Annotated in this window: 19 protein-coding genes, 1 tRNA gene and 1 pseudogene; 18 read left to right on the top strand and 3 right to left on the bottom strand. The window is 59.6% G+C overall.

Annotated elements, in window-relative coordinates; all coding sequences use genetic code 11:
- The first annotated feature begins 270 nt into the window (after positions 1 to 270).
- The 17 genes from QD336_RS05685 (at position 271) to QD336_RS05605 (ending at position 19,926) form a co-directional block, all read left to right on the top strand.
- Positions 271 to 2,325, top strand: a complete 2,055-nt coding sequence (locus QD336_RS05685) for a methyl-accepting chemotaxis protein (RefSeq protein ID WP_499169762.1) — start codon at positions 271 to 273, stop codon at positions 2,323 to 2,325.
- 254 nt (positions 2,326 to 2,579) lie between these two features.
- The gene (locus QD336_RS05680; protein ID WP_499170023.1) at positions 2,580 to 3,998 is read left to right on the top strand and encodes a sensor histidine kinase; all 1,419 of its coding nucleotides are present in this window, start codon (positions 2,580 to 2,582) and stop codon (positions 3,996 to 3,998) included.
- A 217-nt stretch (positions 3,999 to 4,215) separates the two neighbouring features.
- A tRNA-Arg gene (locus QD336_RS05675) sits at positions 4,216 to 4,292 on the top strand.
- Positions 4,293 to 4,476: 184 nt separating this feature from the next.
- Complete coding sequence (locus QD336_RS05670) at positions 4,477 to 5,289, top strand: class I SAM-dependent methyltransferase (protein WP_499169760.1); 813 nt, start codon at positions 4,477 to 4,479, stop codon at positions 5,287 to 5,289.
- 229 nt (positions 5,290 to 5,518) lie between these two features.
- Positions 5,519 to 6,664, top strand: a complete 1,146-nt coding sequence (locus QD336_RS05665) for an ABC transporter ATP-binding protein (protein ID WP_499169759.1) — start codon at positions 5,519 to 5,521, stop codon at positions 6,662 to 6,664.
- Positions 6,661 to 7,587 (top strand): carbohydrate ABC transporter permease, encoded by a 927-nt coding sequence (locus tag QD336_RS05660; RefSeq protein ID WP_499169758.1) that lies wholly within the window; start codon positions 6,661 to 6,663, stop codon positions 7,585 to 7,587. The genes QD336_RS05665 and QD336_RS05660 overlap by 4 nt, the downstream gene beginning before the upstream one ends.
- Positions 7,587 to 8,408 (top strand): carbohydrate ABC transporter permease, encoded by an 822-nt coding sequence (locus QD336_RS05655; RefSeq protein WP_499169756.1) that lies wholly within the window; start codon positions 7,587 to 7,589, stop codon positions 8,406 to 8,408. Before QD336_RS05660 ends, QD336_RS05655 begins: the two co-directional genes overlap by 1 nt.
- Before the next feature lie 43 nt (positions 8,409 to 8,451).
- Positions 8,452 to 9,744, top strand: a complete 1,293-nt coding sequence (locus QD336_RS05650) for an ABC transporter substrate-binding protein (protein ID WP_499169754.1) — start codon at positions 8,452 to 8,454, stop codon at positions 9,742 to 9,744.
- Between the two features lie 65 nt (positions 9,745 to 9,809).
- The gene (locus QD336_RS05645; protein WP_269341766.1) at positions 9,810 to 10,610 is read left to right on the top strand and encodes a phosphodiesterase; all 801 of its coding nucleotides are present in this window, start codon (positions 9,810 to 9,812) and stop codon (positions 10,608 to 10,610) included.
- Positions 10,611 to 10,914: 304 nt separating this feature from the next.
- A complete protein-coding gene (gene scpC, locus QD336_RS05640; protein ID WP_499169753.1) occupies positions 10,915 to 12,411 on the top strand; it encodes a succinyl-CoA:acetate CoA-transferase ScpC in 1,497 nt (498 codons plus the stop codon).
- 186 nt (positions 12,412 to 12,597) lie between these two features.
- Positions 12,598 to 13,920, top strand: coding sequence for an alpha/beta hydrolase (locus QD336_RS05635; RefSeq protein WP_499169751.1), 1,323 nt, complete (start codon positions 12,598 to 12,600; stop codon positions 13,918 to 13,920).
- A 110-nt stretch (positions 13,921 to 14,030) separates the two neighbouring features.
- Complete coding sequence (locus QD336_RS05630) at positions 14,031 to 15,068, top strand: 4-hydroxyproline epimerase (protein WP_269341770.1); 1,038 nt, start codon at positions 14,031 to 14,033, stop codon at positions 15,066 to 15,068.
- Between the two features lie 113 nt (positions 15,069 to 15,181).
- The gene (pyrC, locus tag QD336_RS05625) at positions 15,182 to 16,219 is read left to right on the top strand and encodes a dihydroorotase (RefSeq protein ID WP_269341771.1); all 1,038 of its coding nucleotides are present in this window, start codon (positions 15,182 to 15,184) and stop codon (positions 16,217 to 16,219) included.
- 166 nt (positions 16,220 to 16,385) lie between these two features.
- Positions 16,386 to 17,084 carry an orotate phosphoribosyltransferase gene (locus QD336_RS05620; protein ID WP_269341773.1) on the top strand — a complete coding sequence of 233 codons (699 nt, stop codon included), beginning with the start codon at positions 16,386 to 16,388 and terminating at the stop codon, positions 17,082 to 17,084.
- Between the two features lie 100 nt (positions 17,085 to 17,184).
- Complete coding sequence (locus tag QD336_RS05615; RefSeq protein WP_269341775.1) at positions 17,185 to 18,111, top strand: carbohydrate kinase family protein; 927 nt, start codon at positions 17,185 to 17,187, stop codon at positions 18,109 to 18,111.
- A gap of 124 nt (positions 18,112 to 18,235) precedes the next feature.
- Positions 18,236 to 19,201 (top strand): acetylxylan esterase, encoded by a 966-nt coding sequence (locus QD336_RS05610; RefSeq protein WP_499169750.1) that lies wholly within the window; start codon positions 18,236 to 18,238, stop codon positions 19,199 to 19,201.
- The gene (locus tag QD336_RS05605; protein WP_499169749.1) at positions 19,198 to 19,926 is read left to right on the top strand and encodes an esterase family protein; all 729 of its coding nucleotides are present in this window, start codon (positions 19,198 to 19,200) and stop codon (positions 19,924 to 19,926) included. Before QD336_RS05610 ends, QD336_RS05605 begins: the two co-directional genes overlap by 4 nt.
- A gap of 15 nt (positions 19,927 to 19,941) precedes the next feature.
- Here the strand turns inward: QD336_RS05605 and QD336_RS05600 are convergent.
- From QD336_RS05600 to QD336_RS05590, 3 genes and pseudogenes are all read right to left on the bottom strand, one after another.
- A pseudogene (locus QD336_RS05600) lies at positions 19,942 to 20,810 on the bottom strand (Rossmann-fold NAD(P)-binding domain-containing protein).
- Positions 20,811 to 20,900: 90 nt separating this feature from the next.
- Positions 20,901 to 22,526 carry a glucose-6-phosphate isomerase gene (gene pgi, locus QD336_RS05595; RefSeq protein WP_499169748.1) on the bottom strand — a complete coding sequence of 542 codons (1,626 nt, stop codon included), beginning with the start codon at positions 22,524 to 22,526 and terminating at the stop codon, positions 20,901 to 20,903.
- A gap of 111 nt (positions 22,527 to 22,637) precedes the next feature.
- Positions 22,638 to 24,350, bottom strand: coding sequence for a long-chain fatty acid--CoA ligase (locus QD336_RS05590; RefSeq protein WP_499169747.1), 1,713 nt, complete (start codon positions 24,348 to 24,350; stop codon positions 22,638 to 22,640).
- A 356-nt stretch (positions 24,351 to 24,706) separates the two neighbouring features.
- Between QD336_RS05590 and QD336_RS05585 the strand changes: the two genes are divergently transcribed.
- Positions 24,707 to 25,756: an ABC transporter ATP-binding protein gene (locus QD336_RS05585; RefSeq protein ID WP_269341786.1), complete on the top strand. Its 1,050-nt coding sequence runs from the start codon at positions 24,707 to 24,709 to the stop codon at positions 25,754 to 25,756.
- Positions 25,757 to 25,827: the final 71 nt, after the last annotated feature.

Below are 25,827 nucleotides of genomic sequence, written 5' to 3'. Positions count from 1 at the left end.
CCTGGGCGAGCTTTCAATGGCCGAGCGTGCGCGGCTTATAAGGGCATAGGCCGAGCAAAGTCAATTGCCGAAGGGGTTTTCGCACTTCACCTTTTGCGGAAAACGCACCGCTCTCTCCCTCGCCGATGGCCTGCAGAGGCCGATTCCCGCGTGCAATTGCTAAAATGCGAAATTCTTTCTTAACGCAGCATTGATAAATCTTGTGATGCGAAAAGTTATGCCAGCTTCCCATTTTCCGTCGCGCGGCTGGCCTTTGTTGGGGGAACGAAATTGAGAATTCGCGGTCGTATCAATCTTCTTGTCGGGCTGATGAGCCTTGTCGCCTGTACCATCGGTGGCCTGTCCATCTATGCGGTCAGCGAGTTCCGGGTGCGCACCGTCGAATATGAGAAAGCGGCAGAGCGCGCCTATAAGGGTGAGGCGCTCAACCGCCTTGTCACCGCGGTTGTGATGGAAGCGCGTGGGGTCTATGCCGCCGCCGACATCGAAAAAGCGGCACCCTTTGCGGACGGCATCGTCAAGAACCTCGACGCCATGGAGAAGCTGATCGCGACATGGACCCCTCTCGTTCCGGCGGAGCAGAAGGCGAGCTTCGATAATCTTGCCAACCGCTTCAAGGAGTTCAAGGCCTTCCGGTTGGAAACCGCGCGGCTTGCCCGTGAAACCGGCCCGCAGGCCGCCAATCAGCAGGGCAACAACGAGGCGAACCGTGCCAACCGCAAGGCATACCAGGCCGAAATCGATGCGGTGGTGAAGAACGACATTGCCGAACTCCAGGCCGTCAAGGTCGGCATAGACGGTTTTGTGACGGCGTCCTTCTGGCTGGTCATCATCGTCACCGGCAGCGGCATATTGGCCGGCGCTGCATTCGGCCTTTATATCGGGGCCCGGCAGTTGAGCGCGCCCATTCGCAGGGTTTCGGAAGTGATGAACGCGGTGGCCGATGGCAATCTGGAGGCGGAAGTCCCCTATCTCGGCCGCAACGACGAAATCGGCGAAATGGCGGCGGCCGTCGAGGTCTTCAAGAAGAACGGCAGCGAAGTGCGCCGCATGAATGCGCAGGAATCCGCCATGCGCGCCAAGAGCGACGACCTGCAGGCCGGCATGGCCATTGTCGTCGACGCCGCGGCCGCAGGCGATTTCAGCCGCCGCATCAACAAGGATTATGGCGACGACAACCTCAACCGTTTCGCCGCGACGATCAATGCCCTGCTCACGGGCGTGCATAATGGCGTCTCCGAGACCAGCCGTGTCATCGAAGGCCTGGCGCGCGGCGATCTGACGGAGAGGATGGAAGGCGATTTCCGCGGCGTGTTCGCCGAACTGAAGGAAAACGTCAACCAGACGCTGACCAAGCTGCGCGAGACGATGCGCGAGGTGCGCGGCAGCACGGAAGGCATCAGCGGCAACGCGAGCGAATTGCGTTCAGCGGCTGACGACCTGTCGAAGCGGACGGAGCAGCAGGCCGCCGCGCTGGAGGAAACCTCCGCCGCGCTGGACGAGATCACCGCCGTTGTCCGCAACTCCACCGATCGTGCGCAGGAAGCCAGCACCATGGTGGCTGAAACGAAGCAGAAGACGGAAGAATCCGCCAATGTCGTGCGCGACGCCGTCTCCGCCATGGATCGCATCGAGCACGCCTCGCGCGAAATCAGCCAGATCATCAATGTCATTGACGAGATTGCCTTCCAGACCAACCTGCTGGCGCTGAACGCCGGCGTGGAAGCGGCGCGGGCGGGCGAGGCGGGCAAGGGCTTCGCCGTCGTCGCCCAGGAAGTGCGCGAACTGGCGCAGCGTTCCGCAACGGCCGCAAAGGACATCAAGGCGCTGATTACCAAATCCGGCGAAGAAGTCGGGCGCGGTGTATCGCTGGTACAGAAAACCGGCAGCGCACTGGGCGAGATCGAGACCCGCGTCCTGGCGATCAACGAACACATCCATTCGATCGCCACTGCCGCCAGGGAACAGTCCACCGGCCTGCATGAGGTGAATACCGCCATCAACCAGATGGATCAGGTGACGCAGCGTAACGCCGCCATGGTGGAAGAGACCTCGGCCGCGACCCACAAGCTGAGCAGCGAGGCGGACCACCTCGTGACGCTGGTGGCGCGCTTCAATGTCGGTGCCGAGACTGCGCAGCACAATCTGCGCACGGAGAATGTGAAGCGCACGCCCCGCGTCGAGCAGCCGGTGCGACCGGTGGCCGTTTCCGACAGGGCGGTGGCGGTGGCTTCCCCGGCCCGCAGATTGATGAACAGCGTCAGCCGGGCGCTCAATGCCCAGCCGGCTGCTGCCCCGGCTCAGGGGGACTGGCAGGAATTCTGACGGGCGCCGTTGCTGCTCACGCTTGAACCCCTTTACCTGAAGCGCCGCCCCTGCCGGGCGGCGTTTGTTTTTGCGGTGATGCAGACGTTTGTTTTGCAACGCATTGGAAAAATATCCATTCGGTCCTATTATTATTGCTGCATATAAACCGAGCCGTTTCACGCAAAGCAGCGGCGCGCATACAGGATCATGGCCCGGTGTTTTCTAAAGGCGCAGACAGCTTGGACCGCACGCAAGACGATCCGGTGCATTGCATGCCGGGATTGACCGCCGGTCTTTCGGGGCGGCTGCTGTTGCTGACCGTCATTTTCGTGATGATCGCCGAAGTGCTGATCTTCGTGCCTTCGGTTGCCAATATGCGTCTTTCCTGGCTGCGGGACCGCCTGAACACCGCCGCCGCCGCCGGTGCCGTGATCGACGGTCTGCAGGCGGAATTGCCGCGAAGCGTGCAGAACGACACGCTGATGGCGACGGGCGCGAAGCTTATTGCGCTGCGCAAGGACGGTACATCGCGGCTGCTCGCCGTGGCGGAAACGCCGCCGGGCGTCGACGAGCAATATGATCTTTCCGATGTTTCGCAAGTGGAGGCGGTTCGGGATGCCTTTTCCACATTGCTGTTCGGCGGCAACCGCGTGATCCGCGTTTTCGATGTCGTGGGCGACAGCGATACCATCATCGAACTGGTGCTGGGCGAAAACAAGCTGCGGGCGGCAATGCTCGCTTATGCCCGCAACGTTTTCCTGATCTCGATCATCCTGTCGCTGGTCACCGCTGGCCTGATCTTCATCTCCATCAACCGCATCATGATCCGGCCGATACGGCGCCTGACGCTCGGCATGCAGGATTTCTCGGAGGATCCGGGCAATCCCGAGCGGATTTTCGTGCCCGAGGAGGGGGTGGACGAGCTGGCGGTTGCGGGTCGTCACCTCGCGGACATGCAGACTGAACTGCAGAAAACCCTGCGACAGCAGAAAAATCTCGTTGATCTCGGCCTGGCCGTGTCGAAGATCAACCATGACATGCGCAATATCCTGTCTTCCGCGCAGCTCATGTCAGACCGGCTGGTGGATGCAAAGGATCCCATGGTCCGCAGTTTTGCGCCGAAACTGCTGCGCACCATCGACCGTGCGGTGGCCTATACCGGTGAGGTTCTGGCCTATGGCCAGGCGACCGAGGGCGCGCCGAAACGCAAGACGGTGCATTTGAGCCTTCTGGTGCGGGATGTGCGCGATATTCTGGCGCTCGATCCGGAAAGCGGCATCGAGTTTCAGGACAGCGTTCCGCCGGATCTGACGGTGGATGCGGATTCCGAACAGCTTTTCCGGGTGATCCACAATCTCTGTCGCAATGCCGTTCAGGCGCTGCAATCCGACCCGGCGAATACCGCACAGCGTTATCTTTCCATCTCGGCCCAGCGAGCCGGCAGCGTCGTCAGCATCGTCATCGACGACAATGGGCCGGGAATGCCGCGCAAGGCCAAGGAGAACCTGTTTTCCGCGTTCCGGGGATCGGCCCGCTCCGGCGGCACGGGCCTCGGTCTCGTCATTGCGCGCGAACTTGTGCTGGCCCATGGCGGCACGATCGCGCTCGTTGAAAAGCCCGGCCCCGGCACTCAGTTCCGCATCGAGATCGCCGACCGCGCCGCTTCCATACATGCGGCCAGAACCGCATAAAAAACCTGCTTCGCACCGGCCCACCGCAATCATTATTCCTGCCGGAAAGGACACGGCAAAGGGTGTGTGGAAAATGGCCTTTATGGAATATATATTGAAATCAATGACATACATGAATTACTGCGGAAAAATGACAATTTCGAAGCGAAATCGCTTGCATTCGGAATGAGGACGTTTTAGAGGATCGCCACGCCACCGGAAACGACCGGAACGGCACGCACCCGTAGCTCAGCTGGATAGAGCACCAGACTACGAATCTGGGGGTCAGGAGTTCGAATCTCTTCGGGTGCGCCATTTCTCTTCCCATAAAAGTAGTCCTGAGAAAGTCGCTGTTTCTCACGCGTCGCATGGCTGGTATCGGTGAGCCCGTTCCGGCAGATGTCTTGTCTGCTTCTCGCCCTGCAAGACCGAACGAATTCCGAACTTTGCGAATATGTGTTAAAATCCTCCGGTCATCAGATGGCCTGGGGTGAAAGCCATGTTGGAAGCGGACAAGGTGTTTGCGGGTTCGATTCCGAAAAATTACGACCGCTATATGGTGCCGTTGATTTTTGCGCCATTCGCTGCCGATCTGGCGCGGCGGGCGGCGGCCTTGATGCCGATCGATGTTCTGGAAATCGCCGCCGGCACCGGGGCGGTCACGCGGGAGTTGGCGCCGCGTTTGTCGCCTGCCGCCAATTATGTCGTCACCGATCTCAACCAGCCGATGCTGGATTTTGCGGCGTCGCGGCAAGTGCCGGACATCCGGATGAAATGGCAGCAGGCGGATGCCCAGGAGCTGCCTTTCGAAGACGCGGCTTTCGATCTCGTTTTCTGTCAGTTTGGTGCGATGTTTTTTAGTGACCGCCCGGCGGCCTATCGCGAGGCAAAGCGGGTGTTAAAGCCCGGCGGACATTATCTGTTCAATGTGTGGGACCGTATCGAGGAAAATCACTTCGCGAATGATGTGACAAACGCCCTTGCGCAACTGTTCCCCAATGACCCGCCGCGCTTCATGGCCCGCACGCCGCATGGCTATCACGATACGGCATTGATCCGCCGCGAGCTGGCCGATGCTGGTTTTTCCCGCGTGACGATGGAGACGGTGGCGGCGCAAAGCCGTGCCTCTTCGCCGCGCATTCCGGCAATAGCCTATTGTCAGGGAACCCTTCTTCGCACGGAAATAGAGGCCAGAGCGCCCGGAAAGCTGGACGCCGCGACCGATTACGCCGCGGCCGCCATTGAGGCGCGCCATGGCGGTGGTGAAGTTGCCGCGAAAATTCAGGCACATGTGATTCTCGCTGTCGTTTAAAATGACGGGGAAATCGGAACAGCCAACCCGGTTTTTCGACCCATCCATTCGGGCTCGGAATATTCCGATATGAACCCCTGTATATTAGGGGGTTTCGGTGAAGGCCTGTATCGTAAGGTCTTGCGATGAGCCGGGATTGCCGGGGTTTCGAGTGTCATCGAAGTTTCCGCAAACCTTCGTCATATTGTCATACAATATAAGCATATGCGCTTCAGAAAAGGAGCGCAGAATGACGCCACAATCACTTGAGCTTTCGGGCATCGGCAAAGGCTTTGGCGCCGACGATGTTCTGAAAGAAATCGATCTCTCCATCCGTCCCGGAGAGTTTTTGTCCCTCGTTGGCATGTCGGGTTGTGGTAAGTCCACGCTTCTGCGCATCATCGCGGGGCTGGAAACGCCGGATCGTGGTTCGGTCTCCATTGGCGGACAGGATGTGACGGAGATTGATCCGAGCGACCGCAATCTGGCGATGGTGTTCCAGTCTTACGCGCTTTATCCGCATATGAGCGTGCGTCAGAATATCGCGACGCCGCTACGCATGCGGCGCCTGCCTTTCGCCGCACGCCTGCCGCTGGTCGGACGGTTTGCAGCTCCTGAGGAAACATTGAAGCAGATCGATGCCGCCGTCGAGCAGGCGGCCGAGACGCTGCAGATCGCGCATCTGCTGGATCGTAAGCCGGCTCAGCTTTCTGGCGGCCAGCGCCAGCGTGTTGCGCTGGCCCGGGCACTGGTGCGCTCGCCTGCCGCCTTTCTGATGGACGAGCCGCTTTCCAACCTCGATGCCAAGCTTCGCGCCCATATGCGCGAGGAACTGGCAGGCCTGCACCGCCGGCTTGGCGCTACCTTCATCTATGTCACCCACGACCAGATCGAAGCCATGACCATGTCCGATCGCATCGCGCTGATGTCGGAAGGTCGCATCGAGCAGCTCGGCACGCCGGATGAACTTTACCGGAAACCGGCGACATTGACGGTCGCGCGTTTTATCGGCACGCCTTCGATCAACCTGCTGCCGGTCGAAATTGATACCACCGGCAGCGTGACGGCCTTCGGTCGCGATCTTGGTCTCGAGGCTGCCGGCCGCGATGCCGGCCCGGCGACGCTCGGCCTGCGCGCAGAAGATCTGCGTCCGGGCGAAGAAGGTCTCGCCGTGCGGGTGGTGCGCAGCGAAACCCACGGCGCGGACCGTTTCGTCAGCTGCCGTCTTTTGAACGACGAGACGGTTGCCATCACCCTGCGTCAGGGCGCGGGCGAGGTACTCGGCGCCGATGGCAATGGTGTGATGACCCTCGGTTTTGCACCCGAGCGCGCGCATCTTTTCGCAGCCGACGGCCTGCGTCGCAAGGTCACGGTGCGTGAACGGGTGCCGGCATGACGGCGGTCGATTTTTCCACCGCCGGGCGTGCAAAAGCCCGTCCGCGCCTGTCGAGGGCGGACAGGCGCATGGTCTGGCGCGGCCTGATGTTTGCTGCGCCGGCAAGCCTGCTGCTCCTGGCGACCTATATCGTTCCGATGTTCGTTCTCGCCGTTTTCTCCCTCACCGATTATCAGCTCGGCGCGCTCTCCACCCGCTTTGTAGGTCTCGGCAATTTCATCAAGGCGTTTCAGGATCCGGTCTTCCTGCGCGCGCTCATGAATACGGCCATTTATGCGGTCATCGTCATTCCATTCGGTGTGTTTCTGGCGCTCGGCGTGGCCCTGCTCGTTTATAACCGCAAGCGAAGCCGCGGCTTCTGGGAAGTGGCCTATTTCCTTCCCGTCACCGCAACGCTCGTCGCCATGGCGACCGTGTGGCAATTCCTGCTGCACCCCTCGCTCGGCCCGGTGAATGCGGCGATCAAATGGCTGGGTTTCGAGCCCGTCGCGTTTCTCTCCAACCCCGTCCTGCTCATTCCCACCATGGCGATAATGGGCATCTGGCAGGTTCTCGGCTTCAACATGGTGCTGTTCCTCGCCGGCCTCACAGCCATTTCGAAGGACCTTCACGAGGCCGCGCGGCTCGATGGCGCCAAGAACCCGGTCGACCGGTTCCTGACGGTTACATGGCCGATGCTCGGGCCGACGACGATGTTCGTGATGGTGACGACCTCCATCTCTGCCTTCAAGGTGTTTGAGACGGTGGCCGTGCTGACCAAGGGCCGCTTCGGTTCGGAAACCCTGTTGTTCGATCTCTATCTGGAAGGGTTCGAATATTCCAACACCGGTTATGCCGCCGCGTTGACGATGATCTTCCTTGCAATCGTACTGGTTCTTTCGATCGGCCAGACGCTGCATATGGACCGGAAGGTGCACTACTGATGGCCGCGCTTCGCAAATATCTCCCGCATCTCGTGCTCGCGCTCGGCGCTTTCGTGATGCTGCTGCCGTTCTACTGGATGTTCCTGACGTCCATCCGCTCACCGGCCGAAATATTCAACGTTTCGCTCTGGCCGATCCCTGAAAAATTCGATGCGCTGGAAAATTATTCCCGTGCTGCGGGGCAGGTGCCCATGGCGCGGTTCATGCTCAACGGCGTGATCGTCTGCTTCGGTATCCTCATCATTCAGGTCCTGACGGCGGTTCCGGCCGCCTATGCGCTGGCGAAACTCCGGTTTCCGGGGCGCAAGCTGCTGCTGGCGCTGGTGATCGCGGCGCTCTGCGTCCCCATTCAGGCACTGGCCCTGCCGCTTTTTGTGGGTCTGGCGACAACACAGCTGCTGAACACCTATTTCGCGATGATGATGCCGTTCTTCCTTTCGGTCTTCGCCATCTTCCTGTTCAACCAGTCCTTCCGCAGCTACCCGGATGAAATCATCGAGGCGGCGCGCATGGACGGTTTCTCGGAAATGGAGATTTGCTGGGGGCTGGTCCTGCGCGGCTCGCTTCCCTCGCTCGCCGCCTTCTCGGTCTTCTCGCTCGTTGCCCACTGGAACGATCTCTACTGGCCGATGATTGTGATCTCCGACACCAATCTCGCCCCGCCACCGCTTGGCATGATGTTCTTCGCCGATGTCGAATCCGGCGCGAATTACGGTGCACTGATGGCGGGCGCCACAATGATTACCGCGCCGATGGTGCTGTGCTTCCTCCTCGCACGGCGGCATTTCATCGCCGGTATTACGATGACCGGCGTCAAGTAACGCCGTTCGGACCTCTTCCTCTCAAACCTCTCTGGAGACTGACATGAAACTCAACCGACGCGCTGTAATGGGCGGTCTGGCCCTTGGCATGGCTTTTGCGGGCCTCGCACAGCCGGTTCTGGCCAACGAAATCACGCTCAACGTTCTTTACAACCTGCCGGGCTTCACGAAATTCCATCAGCCGCTGGCCGATGAATTCATGAAGCGGAACCCGGATGTAAAGATCAACTTCCTCGCTCCGGCCGCCGGTTATAATGAAGGCCAGCAGCAGGTTCTGCGCTCGGCTGTCACTGGCAATCTGCCGGACGTTTATTTCTCGGGTTACAACCTGACGGCGGAACTTGTTCACACGCTCGCTCCCCGCAACCAGATCACCGATCTCGGCCCGTTCATCCGGGCTGAAGGCGGCCAGGCTTTCCTCGACAAGAACTACAGCCCGAAGATGGCCGCCCTCGGCCAGATCGACGGCAAGCAGTACGGCCTGCCGGTCAATGCTTCCTCGCCGATCATCTACATCAACTCCGATCTCGTTTCCAAGGCTGGTGGCGACCCGGACAAGATGCCGACGACCTTCCCGGAGCTCATCGCTCTCGCCAAGAAGATCAAGGCTCTCGACCCGAAGTTTGCCGGCATGAGCTACGACATCAATGGCTGGCCGGATGACTGGTTGTGGCAGGCACTCGTCTTCGAACAGGGCGGCAAGCTCGTTGATGAAAAGACCAAGACCGTTGCTTTCGACAATGAAATCGGTCTCAACGCCCTGAAGATGGCCCGTCAGTTCGTGACCGAAGGCGGCCAGAACCTGCTCGACTGGGATCAGTCCCGCCAGCAGTTCGGCGCAGGCCTCACCGGCTTCATCTTCTCGACGCCTGCTCACGTGCAGACAATCCAGGGTCTGGTTGGCGACCGCTTCAAGCTGAAGACGGCAACCTTCCCGCTCGACAACAAGGAAAAGGGCGGCGTGCCGACCGGCGGTAACTCTGCCGTTATCCTGACGCAGGAGAAGGCCAAGCAGGACGCTGCCTGGAAATATCTGAAGTGGGTCACCGGTCCGGAAGCGCAGAACACCATCGTTCGCATCACCGGCTATCTGCCGACCAACAAGCAGGCAACCGGCCCGGACTTCCTCGCTCCCTATTATGCCGAGAACCCGAATGTGAAAACCGCCTCGCTCCAGGCTGACCGTTCTCTGCCCTGGGCCGGTTATCCGGGCGGCGATTCCGTCCGCATCTGGCGTACGCAGCGCGACATTATCGGCACCGTCATGCGCGGTGAAGTAACGCCGGAAGCCGGTCTCAAGCAGATCGTCGAGCAGACCAACGGCCTGATGAAATAAGTCAAGCATCGAAAAGGCTGCGGGGAAATCCGTTCCCGCAGCCATTTTACGCAGAAAGACCGACAATGAAGATCATCCAGATCACCGACACCCATCTTCTGCCGCCGGGCATCGCGATAAACGGCGTCGACCCGGAAAAACAACTGCGCGCCGCTGTCGCCGATATTATCGAAAAGCACGCCGACGCCGATCTTCTGGTGATGACGGGCGATCTTTGCAATTACGGCGAGCCGGAAGCCTACGAGCTGCTGCGCGATATTCTCACACACGTTTCCATCCCGACACGGTTGATGCTCGGCAATCACGACCGCCGGCCGGAGTTCGTGGCGGCGTTCCCGGAACAGCCGCGTGACGGCAATGGCTATATCCAGTCCTTCATCGATACCGAATTCGGCCGGCTGCTGTTCCTTGACAGCCACGAAGCCGATGTCATCGGCGGCATGTACGGTGCGGACCGCTTGGTATGGCTGGAGAGCGCTCTGGAAAGTGCAGGCGATCTGCCAGCGACGGTTTTCATTCATCACCCGCCGATGGAGTGCGGTATCCGGCATTTCGAACATATCGGCATGCATGATGACGGCGCTGTCATACGCCGCCTCGCCGCCCATCCCGCCGGTATACGCCATATCATTTTTGGTCATATCCATGTGCCGATGGCCGGCACGACGGCCGAAGGCATTGCCTATAGTTCCGGCCAGGCCTGCGCCCATCGTTTCATCACCGATATCGATGTTGTCGATCCGCTATGGACGGGCGGTAGTCCCTGTTACCGGGTCATTACTCTCGGTACATTCGGGCTGCGTGCCTATGATGCCGAAGTAGGGCAGATCGTGCTCGGTCAGGCACCCGTCTGCGAAGGTCCCTGACCGCCATCCATTCTTCGTGATGCGACGGGGCGAGGTTCGCCCCATTGCCTTTCCCAAAGCGGACAGCCAGGCGCGGTGAAACCCGTTTCCCGTTCGGTAAGGCTGCGATGGGATGAAGACCTCGCAGCCTGTCGCGCCGATGCGCCACTTATGCTTGGTTGAACGGGATTTGATGCGTAGAAGGCTTGGTTCCGTTCGCACCCTTGATCTATGTCAGTTTCATCGATGAAACTGCACGCCATAGTCGCCGCGAGGTGGCCACCCGAATGCCGTGCCATCGTGATGACAGATCATGGAGAAGTGCATGCTTGAAAAGCGTATCCGCAACGCGTCCCTCTTGAACAGGATCGTCAGTGCCGAAGAGGCCGCCAGTCTCATTCAGGACGGCATGACCGTCGGCATGAGCGGCTTTACGCGCGCAGGAGAAGCGAAGGCCGTGCCGCTGGTGCTGGCCGAACGCGCCAAGACGAATCCCATGAAAATCACCCTGATGACTGGCGCTTCCCTCGGCAACGATCTCGACAAGACCATGGTGGAGGCCGGCATGCTGGCACGGCGCATGCCGTTCCAGTCCGATCCGGCTCTGCGCAAGGCGATCAATGACGGCAGGGTGATGTTCATCGATCAGCACCTGTCCGAAACGGTCGAGCAATTGCGCGGCGGCCAGATCCACGGGGTCGATATCGCCATCGTCGAGGCGGTGGCGATCACCGCGGAAGGCGGCATCGTGCCCACCACCTCGGTCGGTAATTCCGCGAGTTTTGCCATTCTGGCCGATAAGGTCATCGTCGAGATCAACCTGTCGCAGCCCGAGGTGCTGGAGGGGTTGCACGACATCTTCATTCCCGCCAAGCGCCCGACCCGCATGCCCATTCCCGTTGTGGCGACGGATAGCCGTGTGGGCCTGCCCTTCATTCCGGTGCCGCCGGAAAAGATCGCCGCCATCGTTCTGAGCGACAAGAGCGACAGTTTTTCGACGGTGCTGCCGCCTGATGATGAGACGAAGGCGATTGCCAGCCATCTCACCGAGTTCCTGCTGAACGAGGTCCGTCATGGCCGCATGACCCACGAACTCCAGCCGCTACAGGCCGGCATCGGCACCATCGCCAATGCCGTGATGCATGGTTTCATCGACACGTCGTTTCATGATCTGAAAATGTATTCGGAGGTTCTGCAGGATTCGACCTTCGAACTGTTCGATGCGGGCAAGCTCACCTTCGCCTCGGGTTCGTCGATCACGCTCTCTTCCGCCATGAACGAAAAGGTCATGCCGCGGCTTGCGGATTACAAAAGCAGGCTGATCCTGCGTCCGCAGGAGGTCAGCAACCACCCGGAAGTCATCCGTCGCCTCGGTATCATCGGCATCAATACGGCGCTGGAATTTGATATTTACGGAAACGTCAATTCCACCCATGTCGGCGGAACCCATATGATGAACGGTATTGGCGGCTCCGGCGATTTCGCCCGCAACGCCTATATGTCGATCTTCGTCACCAAGTCGATCGCCAAGGGCGGCGCCATTTCCAGCGTCGTGCCCATGGTCAGCCATGTCGACCATACGGAACATGATGTCGATATTCTCGTCACTGAAACGGGCCTTGCCGATCTGCGCGGTCTTGCTCCCCGCGAGCGTGCGGCGGTCATCATCGCCAATTGTGTACATCCCGATTATCGCGATGCCCTGACGGATTATTACCAGCGCGCGGCGGCGCGGGGCGGGCACACGCCGCATCTCATCGAAGAGGCTCTGTCCTGGCATAGTGCGCTGCGCGAAAGGGGCACGATGCTACCGCAGCAATAGGCCGCTATTTGACGAGCTGTCCGATTGCCGGTTCAAACGCGGGGCAATTGGGTCCGTTTGGACACACCGCGGCGGAAAGTGCTCGCCGTTCCGCTGTGGTTGCTGGCGCGGCAGTTCCGCCTCCGGTAGAAAATCCTCTCCCCCGGCTGCTATCTGGCTGCCTCTGGGTTGTAGGAGAGTGATGTGATGCCCATTCGCTTCGTGGCCGTAATCGCGATTGTCGCCCTGCTCGCCGGTTGCGGTGGGCGGCCCATCGGGGTCATGACGCCGACGGGGCAGACCGTGGCGGGTACGACGCCGGTCAATCTTCTCGTCGCTACCACCCGTGCGCCATCGGAAAATCCTGCCGTGCTTTTTGGCGGCGAGCGGGGAACGGGGCTCAAGGTCGATGCGGTGACGGTTTCCATTCCGCCCAACGCCAACCGCAAGGTCGGCCAGGTGCAATGGCCGAAGAAGCTGCCGCCGAACCCGCTGAAGGATTTCACCACGGTGGCGCTGGAGCCTATTCGCTCTGAAGCAGAGACCAGAAGCTGGATCAACCGGCATATCAAGAAGGACCGCCGTGTGCTGGTCTTCGTGCATGGTTTCAACAACCGTTACGAGGAATCCGTCTATCGCTTTGCCCAGATCGTCCATGATTCCGGTACGGATGTCGTGCCGGTGGTTTTCACCTGGCCGTCGCGGGCCAGTATTTTCGACTATAATTACGACAAGGAAAGCACCAACTACTCGCGTGATGCGCTGGAGGAGATGCTGACGCGTCTTGCCAGGGACAAGTCCATCGGTGAGGTTACGGTCATGGCCCATTCCATGGGCACCTGGCTTGCGGTGGAGGCCCTGCGCCAGATGGCCATCCGCAATGGCCGCGTCGATCCGAAGATCGGCAATGTCATTCTGGCTGCGCCGGATCTGGATGTGGATGTGTTCAGCCGGCAATTTGCAAGCCTTGGCAAGGCGCCACCGAAATTCACTCTGTTCGTTTCGCAGGATGACCGTGCGCTCAGCCTGTCCCGCCGCATTTCCGGTAATGTCGATCGTCTCGGCCAGATCGACCCATCCGTCGAGCCCTATCGCAGCGAGCTGGAAAAAGCCGGCATCACCGTTCTCGATCTCACCAAGCTGCAATCCGGCGACCGCCTGAACCACGGCAAATTTGCCGAAAGCCCCGAGGTCGTCCGCCTTATCGGCGACCGCCTCATTGCCGGCCAGACGGTGACGGATTCCGATGTCGGGCTGGGTGAGGCTCTGGGCGCAGTCAGCATCGGTGCTGCGCAAACCGTTGGAACGGCCGCCAGTGTGGTGGTCAGTGCACCGATTGCGGTCTTCGATCCGCGCACGCGGGAAAATTATGGCCGGCAGGTGGAACGGCTCGGCCGCTCCGTTGAAAATACCGTCGGATCGGTGGGGGATACGGCGGGTTCCGTGGTGGACGATCAGGCATTGCAACAGTCACAACTGAACTGCGAGGCAGCCGCCAATCGCAAACGGGCGGAATGCCGTAATCGCTAGATGACGAAAACCCTCAGCGTTTTCGTCATCCCGCTCGCTGAGGTTTGTATACAGCTTGTATTTTTATCTGTATGGTCGGGACGATAAACCACCTTCCGGAGTAAGACCCCATGCGTTGGAAACGCACCCTCCAGCTTCTCGATGTCCATTGCGAAGGCGAAATCGGCCGTGTCGTCACCGGCGGGGCGCCGAAAATTCCCGGTAACACGGTGGCCGAGCAACTTCACTGGATGAATACGGATCCGCAGGGAGAGGCGCTGCGCCGCTTCCTGACGCTGGAGCCGCGCGGCACGCCCATGGGCTCGGTCAATCTTCTCCTGCCGCCGAAACATCCGGATGCGCACGCCGCCTTCGTCATTCTGCAGCCGGATCAGGCCCATGCGAGCTCAGGCTCGAATTCCATCTGCGCCACGACTGCGCTTCTGGAAAGCGGCATGGTGGAGATGCAGGAGCCGGAAACCGTCATCATTCTGGAAACGGCGGCCGGCCTCGTGAAAGCCACGGCCACCTGCCGCGACGGGCGCTGCGAAAAGGTCAAGCTGACCATGGTTCCCTCTTTCGTGCATGAGCTGGATGTCAGCATCGACACGCCCGAATGGGGCAAGGTAACGATGGACATTTCCTACGGTGGCATTTTTTACGCGCTGGTCGATGTGCGCCAGATCGGTCTCACCATCGAGAAGGCCAATGCGGCAAAACTCGTTGCCGCGGGTATGACTCTGAAGGACCTCGTCAACCGTGAAATGACCGTCGTTCATCCGGAAATCCCCGCAATATCGGGTGTCGCTTACGTCATGTTCCGTGATGTGGATGCCGATGGCTCCATCCGCACCTGCACCACCATGTGGCCGGGCCGCGCGGATCGGTCGCCTTGCGGCACGGGCAATTCCGCCAATCTCGCCACGCTTTATGCGCGCGGCAAGGTGAAGGTGGGAGACGAATATAAATCCCGCTCGATCATCGGTTCGGAATTCGATGTCGGCCTTTCCGCCGTCACCGAGGTGGCGGGCCGTCCTGCCGTCATTCCCACCATTGCCGGGCGCGGCTTCACCTTTGGTCTGCATCAGGTCGGCCTCGATCCCTTCGATCCGCTGGCTGATGGTTTCGCCATGACCGATGTCTGGGGTCCGGAAGCGGGCAACATCTGAGGCGGGCTTCAAAAAAATGAAATTTACAGCCGCCCGATGGTCTTTGGCGGCTGTTTTCCCGCGGCAAAAGATGCTAAGCGGGCGCCAATTCCATCATGCTCCGAGGTAAACCGATGAAGTCGCTCACCCTGCGCCGCCCTGATGACTGGCACCTGCACCTTCGCGATGGCGCCATGCTGGAAGGCGTGATTGGGGATACGAGCCGCCATTTCGCTCGTGCCATCATCATGCCGAACCTGGTGCCGCCGGTCGTTACCACCGCCGATGCCCGCGCCTATCGCGAACGCATCGTCAAGGCGATCCCGGCAGGCGATCGTTTCGAGCCGCTGATGACCCTCTATCTCACCGAGGATACTGAAGCCGACGACGTGGAGGAGGGCAAGAAGAGCGGCCTCATCACCGCCGTGAAGCTCTATCCTGCGGGTGCGACGACCAATTCCCATGGCGGTGTGCGTGATTTCAACAGGGCCATGCCGGTTCTGGAGCGCATGGCGAAGATCGGCCTGCCGCTCTGCGTGCATGGCGAGGTGACGACACCGGAAGTCGATATTTTCGACCGGGAGAAAGCCTTCATCGATACGGTTCTGGAGCCACTGCGCCAGCGCCTGCCGGAACTTAAGGTGACGATGGAGCACATCACCACCCGCGACGGTGTGGATTACATCAAGTCGTCCAAGGCCAATCTGGCAGGCTCCATCACCACCCATCACCTCATCATCAACCGCAACGCCATTCTCGTCGGCGGTATCAAGCCGCATTATTATTGCCTGCCCGTCGCCAAGCGCGAGGAGCACCGGCTCGCGCTACGGGCTGCCGCAACGTCGGGCGATGCGCGCTTCTTCCTCGGCACGGATTCCGCTCCGCATGTGGACCCGTTGAAGGAATGCGCCTGCGGTTGCGCCGGCATCTATACTTCCATCAACACCATGAGCTGCCTTGCCCATGTCTTCGAGGATGAAAACGCCCTCGATCAACTGGAAGCCTTCGCTTCGCTCAACGGTCCCGCCTGGTATGGGCTGGCGCCGAATGAGGAGACGATCACGCTGGTCAAGCGCGAGGAAGCGGTGGCCTTTCCCGCCAAGATCGAAACGGGCGCCGGGCCGGTGACGGTATTTGATCCGATGTTCCCGCTTCATTGGGATGTAAGCTGATTTTTATGACCGCCGGCACTGCCGGCGGTTTTGTTATGGTCTACAGGCATTCGCCAACCGGCGCCGCCTGCGGATATCTGCAATGCTGAACAGAGACGTTGTGCTTTCCGAAAACCGATCCGGGTTCTCGGAAGCGATAAACCAGGGCCGAAAAAGGAGAACGCCTATGAACCATTTCACATTCACCGACCGCACCGTCGTCGCGGAACTGGTTGCGAAGATGTTGTGGGAAATCAAGGCGGTCCATTTCAACTCCGAAAGCCCCTATACCTTCGCTTCGGGCATGAAGAGCCCGGTCTATATCGATATGCGCAAGCTCATCTCCTTCCCCCGCATCCGCTCGGCGGCGATGGATTTCGCAGCTGCGGCGGTGATGCGCGAAGCGGGTTTCGAGAAATTCGACTGTGTCGCGGGCGGTGAAACGGCGGGCATTCCCTTTGCGGCTTTCCTTGCCGAGCGCCTCGGCCTGCCGATGATCTATTGCCGCAAGAAGCCGAAAGGCCATGGCCGCAACGCCCAGATCGAAGGTCATATGCCGGAAGGTGCCCGCGTTCTCGTCATCGAGGATCTGACGACGGCCGGCGGCTCGATGTTCACTTTCATCGATGCCATCCGCGCGGCGGGCGGCATTGTCGATCACGGCATCGCGCTGTTTTATTACGGCATCTTTGAAGAGGCCGAAGCACGTTTCGCCAATGGCAATGTCAAGCTGCATTACTTGACGACCTGGCGCGACGTTCTGGCGGTCGCCCGGGCTGAAAAACTGTTCGATGAAAAGACCCTGTCCGAGGTCGAGGCCTTCCTTGATAATCCGCTGCCCTGGTCTGCAAAGCGTGGCGGTGTCAGCGAATTGCCGCAATCTTAATTTCGGATGCGGCCAGCCAGGCTTTGTGGCTGGCCTTCCGATCGATCTTCGTCTAAATCGATTTAAGTCCATTTGATTTGCTGTTTTGAGGAGGACCGTAATGATCCTGTGTTGTGGTGAAGCCCTGATCGACATGCTGCCCCGGCAGACGACGCTGGGCGAGGCGGGTTTTGCCCCCTATGCCGGCGGAGCGGTCTTCAACACGGCAATTGCGCTGGGGCGTCTCGGCGTTCCGGCCGCTTTCTTCACCGGTCTTTCCGATGACATGATGGGCGATATCCTGCGCGAGACCCTGCGCGCCAGCAAGGTGGATTTCAGCTATTGCGCCACCCTTTCGCGCCCCACCACCATCGCCTTCGTCAAGCTGGTGGATGGCCACGCGACCTATGCCTTTTACGACGAGAACACCGCCGGCCGGATGATCACCGAAGCCGAACTTCCGGCATTGGGCGCCGATTGCGAAGCGCTGCATTTCGGTGCCATCAGCCTCATCCCGGAACCCTGCGGCAGCACCTATGAAGCGCTGATGACGCGCGAACACGAGACCCGTGTCATCTCGCTCGATCCGAATATCCGCCCCGGTTTCATCAAGGACAAGCAGTCCCATATGGCCCGCATCCGCCGCATGGCGGCCATGTCGGATATCGTCAAATTCTCGGATGAGGACCTGGCTTGGTTCGGTCTGGAAGGCGACGAGGATACGCTTGCCCGTCATTGGCTGCACCATGGCGCAAAACTGGTCGTCGTCACCCGTGGTGCCAAGGGTGCCGTCGGTTACAGCGCCAATCTCAAGGTGGAAGTTGCCTCCGAACGGGTAGAGGTGGTCGATACGGTCGGCGCCGGAGATACCTTCGATGCCGGCATTCTCGCTTCGCTGAAAATGCAAGGCCTGCTGACCAAGGCGCAGGTGGCGTCGCTGAGCGAAGAACAGATCAGGAAGGCTTTGGCGCTGGGCGCGAAAGCCGCAGCGGTCACCGTTTCGCGCGCAGGCGCAAATCCGCCCTTCGCGCATGAAATCGGTTTGTGAAGGGCACGGTTGAACCATTTTGAAAAGGTGGTTCAACACTCTTCCCGGCGCTAAAGCCGTAAAAAACCGTTATTTCGCGATTATCAAGCTTGTGTCCGCTGTTTTTTCACGAAACAAGCATCGCATGAGCGTTCCCAAAACCCATCCTTTCGATTTCGACCCCAGCTATGGCATGCAGCGCGAGCAATTGCTCGCCATTACCCCACCGGAAGCGCCGCCGGGTTTTGATGATTTCTGGAAGAAGCGCTATCGCCGTGCGCTCGCAACAGATCCGCGGCCGGTGCTGCGCAGGAGCAAGTTAACCCACCCCCGCTGGCAGGTCCTCGATCTTTCCTACACATCCACCGACGGCTTCCGTATCGGCGGATGGCTGTTTTTGCCGCGCGAGGGGCAGGTGCGGCGCGGCCTCGTCGTCGGGCACGGTTATGGCGGCCGTGAGGCTCCGGATTTCGATGTGCCGGTGGAGGAAACGGCCGTATTGTTTCCCTGCTTTCGCGGGCTTTCGCTCAGTGCATGTCCGCCGATTTCGTCCGATCCGGCCCTTCATGTCCTCTACAATATCGACAGGAAGGATGATTATATCATCGGCGGTTGCGTCGATGATCTGTGGGTCGCCGTTTCGACGCTTGTCAGCCTTTATCCCTGGCTGGAAGGGCAGGTGGGGTATAGCGGCATCAGCTTCGGCGGCGGCATCGGCACCCTGGCCATCCCTTTCGACGCGCGTATAGATCGGGGCCATCTGGTGGTGCCGACCTTTGGCCACCGGCCGTTCTGGCTGACGCTGCCTACCGTCGGCAGCGCGGATGCGGTCCAGACCTATCAGAAGACCCACGCCAATGTGCTCGAAACCCTGCGCCTGTTCGATGCTGCCTGTGCCGCAGCCCGAATAAAGGTGCCGATGCTGGTCGCGCCCGCGCTTTTTGATCCGGCAGTCGCACCGCCCTGCCAGTTCGCGGTGGCCAATGCTTTGCCGCAATCAAAATTTAATGAAATCTTCATCCTAGACGCGGGCCATTTCGATTACGCTGATAGCGCATCGCAAGATGCGGTCCATAAGGACAAGGTCAGACGGTTTTTCAAGGTGCCATGAAACGCGAATATCTCCGCTGGTATAGTCACAGGCTCCATCGCGACATGGAGCTCCTGATATTCGGTCATGCCGGCGCGAAGGTGCTGATGTTCCCGACACGCGACGGGCGCTTCTTCGAATATGAGGAATTGGGCATCGTCGCGAGCCTTTCCGACAAGCTGGAGGCCGGCCACCTCCAGCTTTATTGTATCGAGGGTCTGGCACGGGAAAGTTTTTACGCGGGCCATAACCACCCCGCCGACCGTGTGCGCCGTCATGCGGCACTTGAGGCCTATATTCTCAATGAAGTGCTGCCGCTGATGGCGGAGAAAAACCCGGACGGCGACACGATCGTGCAGGGTTGCAGCCTCGGTGCCTTTCAGGCGGCGAGCCTCGTTTTCCGCCACCCACATCTCTTCACCAAGCTCGTCGCCTTTTCCGGCCGTTATGACCTGACGATGAAGGTGGAATCCTTCGGTGATCTGTTCGACGGCTATTATGACGACGATGTCTATTTCCACATGCCGAGCCACTTTCTGCCCGGCCTTGCCTGCCCCTTCCGGCTGGAACAGCTGCGCCGCATCGACATGGTCTTCACCATCGGCGATGCCGACCCGTTTCTGGACAACAACCATCATCTGAGCCGCCTGCTTTCAGACAAGCAGGTGGGACATCAGCTGCATGTCTGGGAAGGGCGTGCCCATCGTGCCGGTGCGTGGCGGAAGATGGCAGCACTTTATATTTGAAGACGCAGCGCCGTCTCAGGTCAAAAGAAATTCCATCAGGGCGTTCTGCGCATGCAGAAGATAGGCCTTGGCGGCCCGGCTTTGGCAGGCCGGGTGCAGCATGGCGTCTGCAGTTACTTCCTGTCCACGGGCGACCGGCGGGCAGGGCAAAAAGATCGTGTCAGGCCTCATCCTGTCGAGAAGAGACGCGGATATGCTAAAAGCGGCAAGATCGTGATCCGATCCGGCAGGCCAGGAATCGGTAATGATCACATCCGCGTCGAGCAACTCCTGATGTCGGAGCTTGTTCTGAAGTTTGAATTGGTGAGCGCGGGATCGGTGACATGCCATTGATCGGGATAGACCTGCGTGACCTGAATCGGCAGGGATATCGAGGCCTCTACCCATGAGCGTAGAATATTGGCATCCGGCGCCACACCCACAATTTTGAGGTCGTCTATACGGCCCCTCACACTTTTGACGTAGGCCAAATCGCCAAGCGTTTCGCATGGATGATTGGACCTGGTCCGCGCGTTAATGACGGGTGCACTCATTTCGGCTGCAAGTGCTCGCAGGGTCGAGAGTTCTTTCGTGCGGACAATCAGCAGGTCGAACCAATTGTCGAGATAGCCCGCCAGATCGACAATTTCTTCGCGGCCATTAAAGCTGATTGGAATGGTGACGCAAATGCCGCCCATCGCCTGAATACCAAGATCGAAGGCTGCGGTATTGCGCCAGCCGGTGTCGTCAACGATCAGCCCGACGCGCTTTCCCTTGAGAGTTTGTGGCATGGTGGCCGTCGACCAGTGCCCGGCCAGACTACCGGCACGGTCCATGATCGACAGGACCGCACCCGCGGGCAGATCATGAAACTTCAGGAAATCCTTTCCCGGCCGGAACGGCATAGGCACCTCCAAAACGACATCCCATCCATGCTGTATTAAAAAAAGCCGGAAGTTTCCTTCCGGCTCTCGCAAGATCGTGGCGGCTGAGTTTTATCCAGCCAGACCGGCAAGCGTCTTCACCAGCCCCTGTGTCGAGCTGTCATGGCCGGCGGCACTTTCCTTGCCTTCGACGACGGGAAGCAGGCCCGTTGCCAGTTCCTTGCCAAGCTCCACGCCCCACTGGTCGAAGGAGTTGATGCGGAACAGCACGCCTTCCACGAAAACGCGGTGTTCGTAAAGCGCGATGAGGCGGCCGAGTGCGAAAGGCGTCAGCCTGTCGTAAACGAAGGTGATGGAGGGGCGGTTGCCGGTGAAGACGCGGTGCGGCGCGATGAAATCGGCCAGTTTGTCTTCCATGCCCTTGGAGGTGAGCTGGGCTTTGGCCTCGGCAAGCGTGCGTCCTTTCATCAGCGCTTCCGACTGCGCGAGGCAATTGGCGATGAGAAGCTGGTGCTGGTGGCGCAGTTCCGGCTCGAAACCATTGGCGGCGATCATGAATTCCGCGGGGATGACGCTCGTGCCCTGGTGGATCAGCTGGTAGAAGGCGTGCTGGCCGTTGGTGCCGGGCTCGCCCCAGACGACCGGGCCGGACTGGCCTTCGACCGGCGTGCCGTCAATGGTCACGCCCTTGCCGTTCGATTCCATGTCCAGCTGCTGAAGATAGGCCGGGAAACGCGACAGGCGCTGATCATAGGGCAGGATCGCTCGTGTCGGATAGTTCAGTACGTTGCGGTTATAAAAACCGATGAGGCCGAGCAGCATCGGCAGGTTTTCGCGGATCGGCGCCTCGCGGAAGTGGCGATCCATGGCATGTGCGCCATCCAGGAACTTGCCGAAATTGTCCGGCCCGATGGCGATCATCAGCGGCAGGCCGATGGCCGACCAGATCGAATAACGTCCGCCAACCCAGTCCCAGAAACCGAAGATGCGATCGCTTTCGATACCGAAGGCGGCGACCTTTTCCAGCGCGGTGGAAACGGCGGCGAAGTGGTGCTTGACCGCGTTTTCACCCAGCTTTTCGGCGATGAAGCGGCGCGCGGTGGCGGCATTCGTCATCGTTTCGATGGTGGTGAAGGTCTTCGACGCCACGATGAAGAGCGAAGTTTCCGGGTCGATGAGCTTCAGCGTATCGGCAATATGTGCGCCATCGATATTGGAAACGAAATGCGCGCGTGGGCCGTCATGGAAAGGTGCGAGCGCGAGCGTCGCCATCACCGGGCCGAGGTCGGAGCCGCCAATGCCGATATTGATGACGTCGGTGATTTTTTTGCCCGTCGCGCCCTTGAGCGAACCGGAACGAATGGCATCGGCAAACTTGCCCATGGCGGCGAGAACGCCGTTCACATCCGGCATCACATCCTTGCCATCCACGAGAACCGGTGTGTTGGAGCGGTTGCGCAGTGCGGTATGCAGCACGGCGCGGTCTTCGGTGAAGTTGATGGCCTTGCCGGAGAACATTTCCTCACGCTTGGCCTCGACACCGCCCTCGCGCGCGAGCTGTTCGAGAAGGGTTACGATCTCCTCGTTCACGGCGCATTTGGAATAATCCATCAGAAGGTCATCGAACTGCGCGCTGAAACGGCTGAATCTCTTGTCGTCGGCCGCAAAGGCGGCGCGAAGATCGGTTGCGGCTGTGCTGCTTGCCGTTGCTTTCAGTTTTTCGATGGTGGCCTGCATCTTGTGCTCCTCGGCTTCCGTGGAAGGATGAGGAAACTATTCTTTTTCCAGCGGCCAAATCAAGGCGACTTCGATAAAAGAAAAGAGCCGGTCGGCCGGCTCTCCCTTCGTTCAGTTCAGGTTGCGCAATTCGCGCCGCAAAATCTTGCCGACGTTCGATTTCGGCAGCTCGGTGCGGAACTCGATGATCTTCGGCCGCTTGTAGTTCGTCAGGTTCTTGGCGCAGAAGGCCTTGAGTTCGGCTTCCGTGAGCGCCTGGTCCTTCTTGACGACGAAAAGCTTGACGGTTTCGCCGGAATGTTCGTCCGGAACGCCGATCGCGGCGCATTCCAGCACGCCCGGATGGCTGGCGGCCACTTCCTCGACCTCGTTCGGATAGACGTTGAAACCGGAGACGAGGATCATGTCCTTCTTGCGGTCGACGATCTTGGTGTAACCGCGTTCATCCATGAACCCCATGTCGCCCGAGCGGAAGAAACCGTCCGCCGTCATGGCTTTTGCCGTCTCATCGGGCCGCTGCCAATAACCGGCCATGACCTGCGGTCCGCGAATGCAGATTTCACCGACTTCGCCGGTCGGCAGGCTGTTGCCGTCCTCGTCGCGAATGTCGATTTCGGTCGAGGAGATGGGCAGGCCGATGGTGCCGCTGAATTCCCGGGAATCGAGGCGATTGACCGTTGCCACCGGCGATGTCTCGGAAAGACCGTAACCTTCGGCAATCGGGCAGCCGACGATGGAAAGCCAGCGTTCCGCGACGGGTCTCTGCACGGCCATGCCGCCGCCGAGAACCAGAATGAGCGTCGACAGGTCGAGCTTGCGGAAATCCTCATTGTTCATCAGCGCATTGAAAAGCGTATTGATGCCGGGAAAAACATGCGGACGAAAATGCGACAGCTCCTTTACGAAGCCGGGAATATCGCGCGGATTGGCGATCAGCAGGTTGTGGCCGCCAAGCGCAATGCCCATCAGCGAATTCACCGTCAGCGCGAAGATGTGGCACAGCGGCAGCGCGCAGATGAAGTTCAGAACCTCCGGGCGGTCCTTGTGGCCGTTGAAGGCGGCGTCCAGCCACAGGCTGATCTGCGCCTTGTTGGCGAGAAGATTGGCATGGGTGAGAACCGCGCCCTTGGATACGCCCGTCGTTCCACCGGTATATTGCAGGAAGGCGATGTCCTGCGCCGTAAGGCTGACCGGTTTTAGGGAGGACCCCTGGCCTTCCTTCAGCATGGCCTTGAAGCTGATGGAGCCGGGAATGGCATAGGCAGGTACCAGTTTCTTGACCTTGCGAACCACCAGATTGACGATATGTCCCTTGAGGCCGAGAAGATCACCCATCGCCGCGACGACCACATGCCGGACGGCGGTTTTTGGCACCGCCTGTTGCGCCACATGGGCGAAGTTCTCCAGCACGAACAGGGCTTTTGCGCCGGAATCCTTGAGCTGATGTTCCAGTTCGCGTGGTGTGTAGAGCGGATTGACATTGACCACGACCATGCCCGCCCGCAAAATTCCATAAACCGCGACGGGATTTTGCAGGATGTTCGGCATCATCACCGCAACCCGGTCGCCTTTTTCCAGTCCTCTGGATTGCAGCCAGGCGGCGACCGCGCGGGTGTCGACGTCGAGCTCCCGGTAGGTCAGGGATTTTCCCATGCTGGAAAAGGCCTTGCGGTCGGCAAATTGCTTGCAGCTCTTTTCGAGAAGGTCGACGAGGGAGGCATTTGCCGAGGCGGGAATCTCTGAAGGCACGCCCGGCGGATAGGATGCCAGCCAGCGCTTGGTAACACCGACATTTTCCGGATGTCCCAGGGACAATTCACTCATGCTGCTCCTCCCAGAGTCTTTGTCGCGCCGCGCGTTCCATGGAACACGAGGGGGCGCTTTGTGCTGCCTGATAGTCACGAGGCTCCCGCATCAGCCGGCACAACCTGCCGGGCTGAGGGAACCTCATGTGGCGTCACCGGATCGACCGCTCCTCTCGCTCCCCGGTAACGAATGATAGACGCGTAATCCCTTGGCGTCCATCACATCGGTAAAGCCTATTTAACTCTAACGTAAACGTCAATATTGCTGCCGCACATCTCGCCAACTCGTGAAGGGAAACACATTTTCCCGACTTTTTTGACTTTAATCCTGATTTGAGCGATCAACATAATTCGCAAAGCAGGGCAGGATTGGAAATGGCAGGCAGCGCAGCGCTTGAACTGAAATCGGTGGGAAAAAGATTTGGCGATACGGATGTTCTGTCCGATATCGATCTTGCCGTTGAACGTGGCGAAATTATTTGTCTGGTGGGACGCTCCGGCTGTGGAAAATCGACTTTGCTGCGTATTGTGGCTGGCGTAGAAACACCGGATCGCGGCAGCGTTTCCTTAAATGGCAATGTTGTTGCCGGGTCTGCTGCCTTTGTCGAACCGGAAAAGCGCAATATTGGTTTCGTCTTTCAGGATTACGCGCTGTTCCCGCACCTGACGGTGGAGCAGAACGTCATGTTCGGTCTCCGGTCGCTGCCGAAGGCCGAGGCGCGCCGCCGTGCTGCGGAAATGATCGATCATGTTCATCTGCAGGATCTGGCTAAACGTTATCCGCACACGCTTTCGGGTGGCGAGCAGCAGCGCGTGGCACTTGCCCGTGCGCTTGCCCCGCAGCCCGGCCTGCTGCTGATGGATGAGCCCTTTTCCAATCTGGACCGTGGATTGCGCGACAGCGTGCGTGAGGAAACGCTCGGCCTTCTGCGGCAACTGGGCACCACGGCGATCATGGTMACCCATGATCCGGAGGAGGCGTTATCGGCAGGTGACCGTGTGGTGCTGATGCAGCGCGGGCGCATCGTCCAAAGTGGTACGGGTTACGAAATCCACGACAATCCCAAAACCCGCTATGCCGCCGATTTTTTCTGCGCCTTCAACAAGATCGAAGGCCGGGTGAAACAGGGCCGCGTCGAGACGCCGCTCGGGCTGCTGGGCGATGCTTCCGATCTGCCGGATGGTCTTGCCGCAGTCGCATATGTTCGCCCCAATGCGATTTCGATCATCGAGGATGGCGCCGCCAAAGAGGGCATTGCCGGCGAAATATCGAGCCGTGTCTTCCTCGGCGAGATCGAGCAGCTTGGCATAGCCGTGCCTGGACTGCCCGCCGATCTGCGCGTCAGGACGATGCAGCGCACGCCCGCCAGAACCAAGGCCGTACGCTTTGGCATCGATCCCAAGGGGGTCCTCATATTTACCTGAAGTTGAATGAGCGGATTGGCCTTTTTATTCCCGCCCTGTTTTCAACTCTTGGTGATCAAGGACGTGCGAAA

The organism is Rhizobium sp. BR 250 (assembly GCF_047445855.1).
Taxonomy (GTDB): Bacteria; Pseudomonadota; Alphaproteobacteria; order Rhizobiales; family Rhizobiaceae; genus Agrobacterium; species Agrobacterium tumefaciens_I.
Note: the sequence above shows the minus strand (reverse complement) of the source record. Positions and strands in the feature narration are given on the sequence as shown.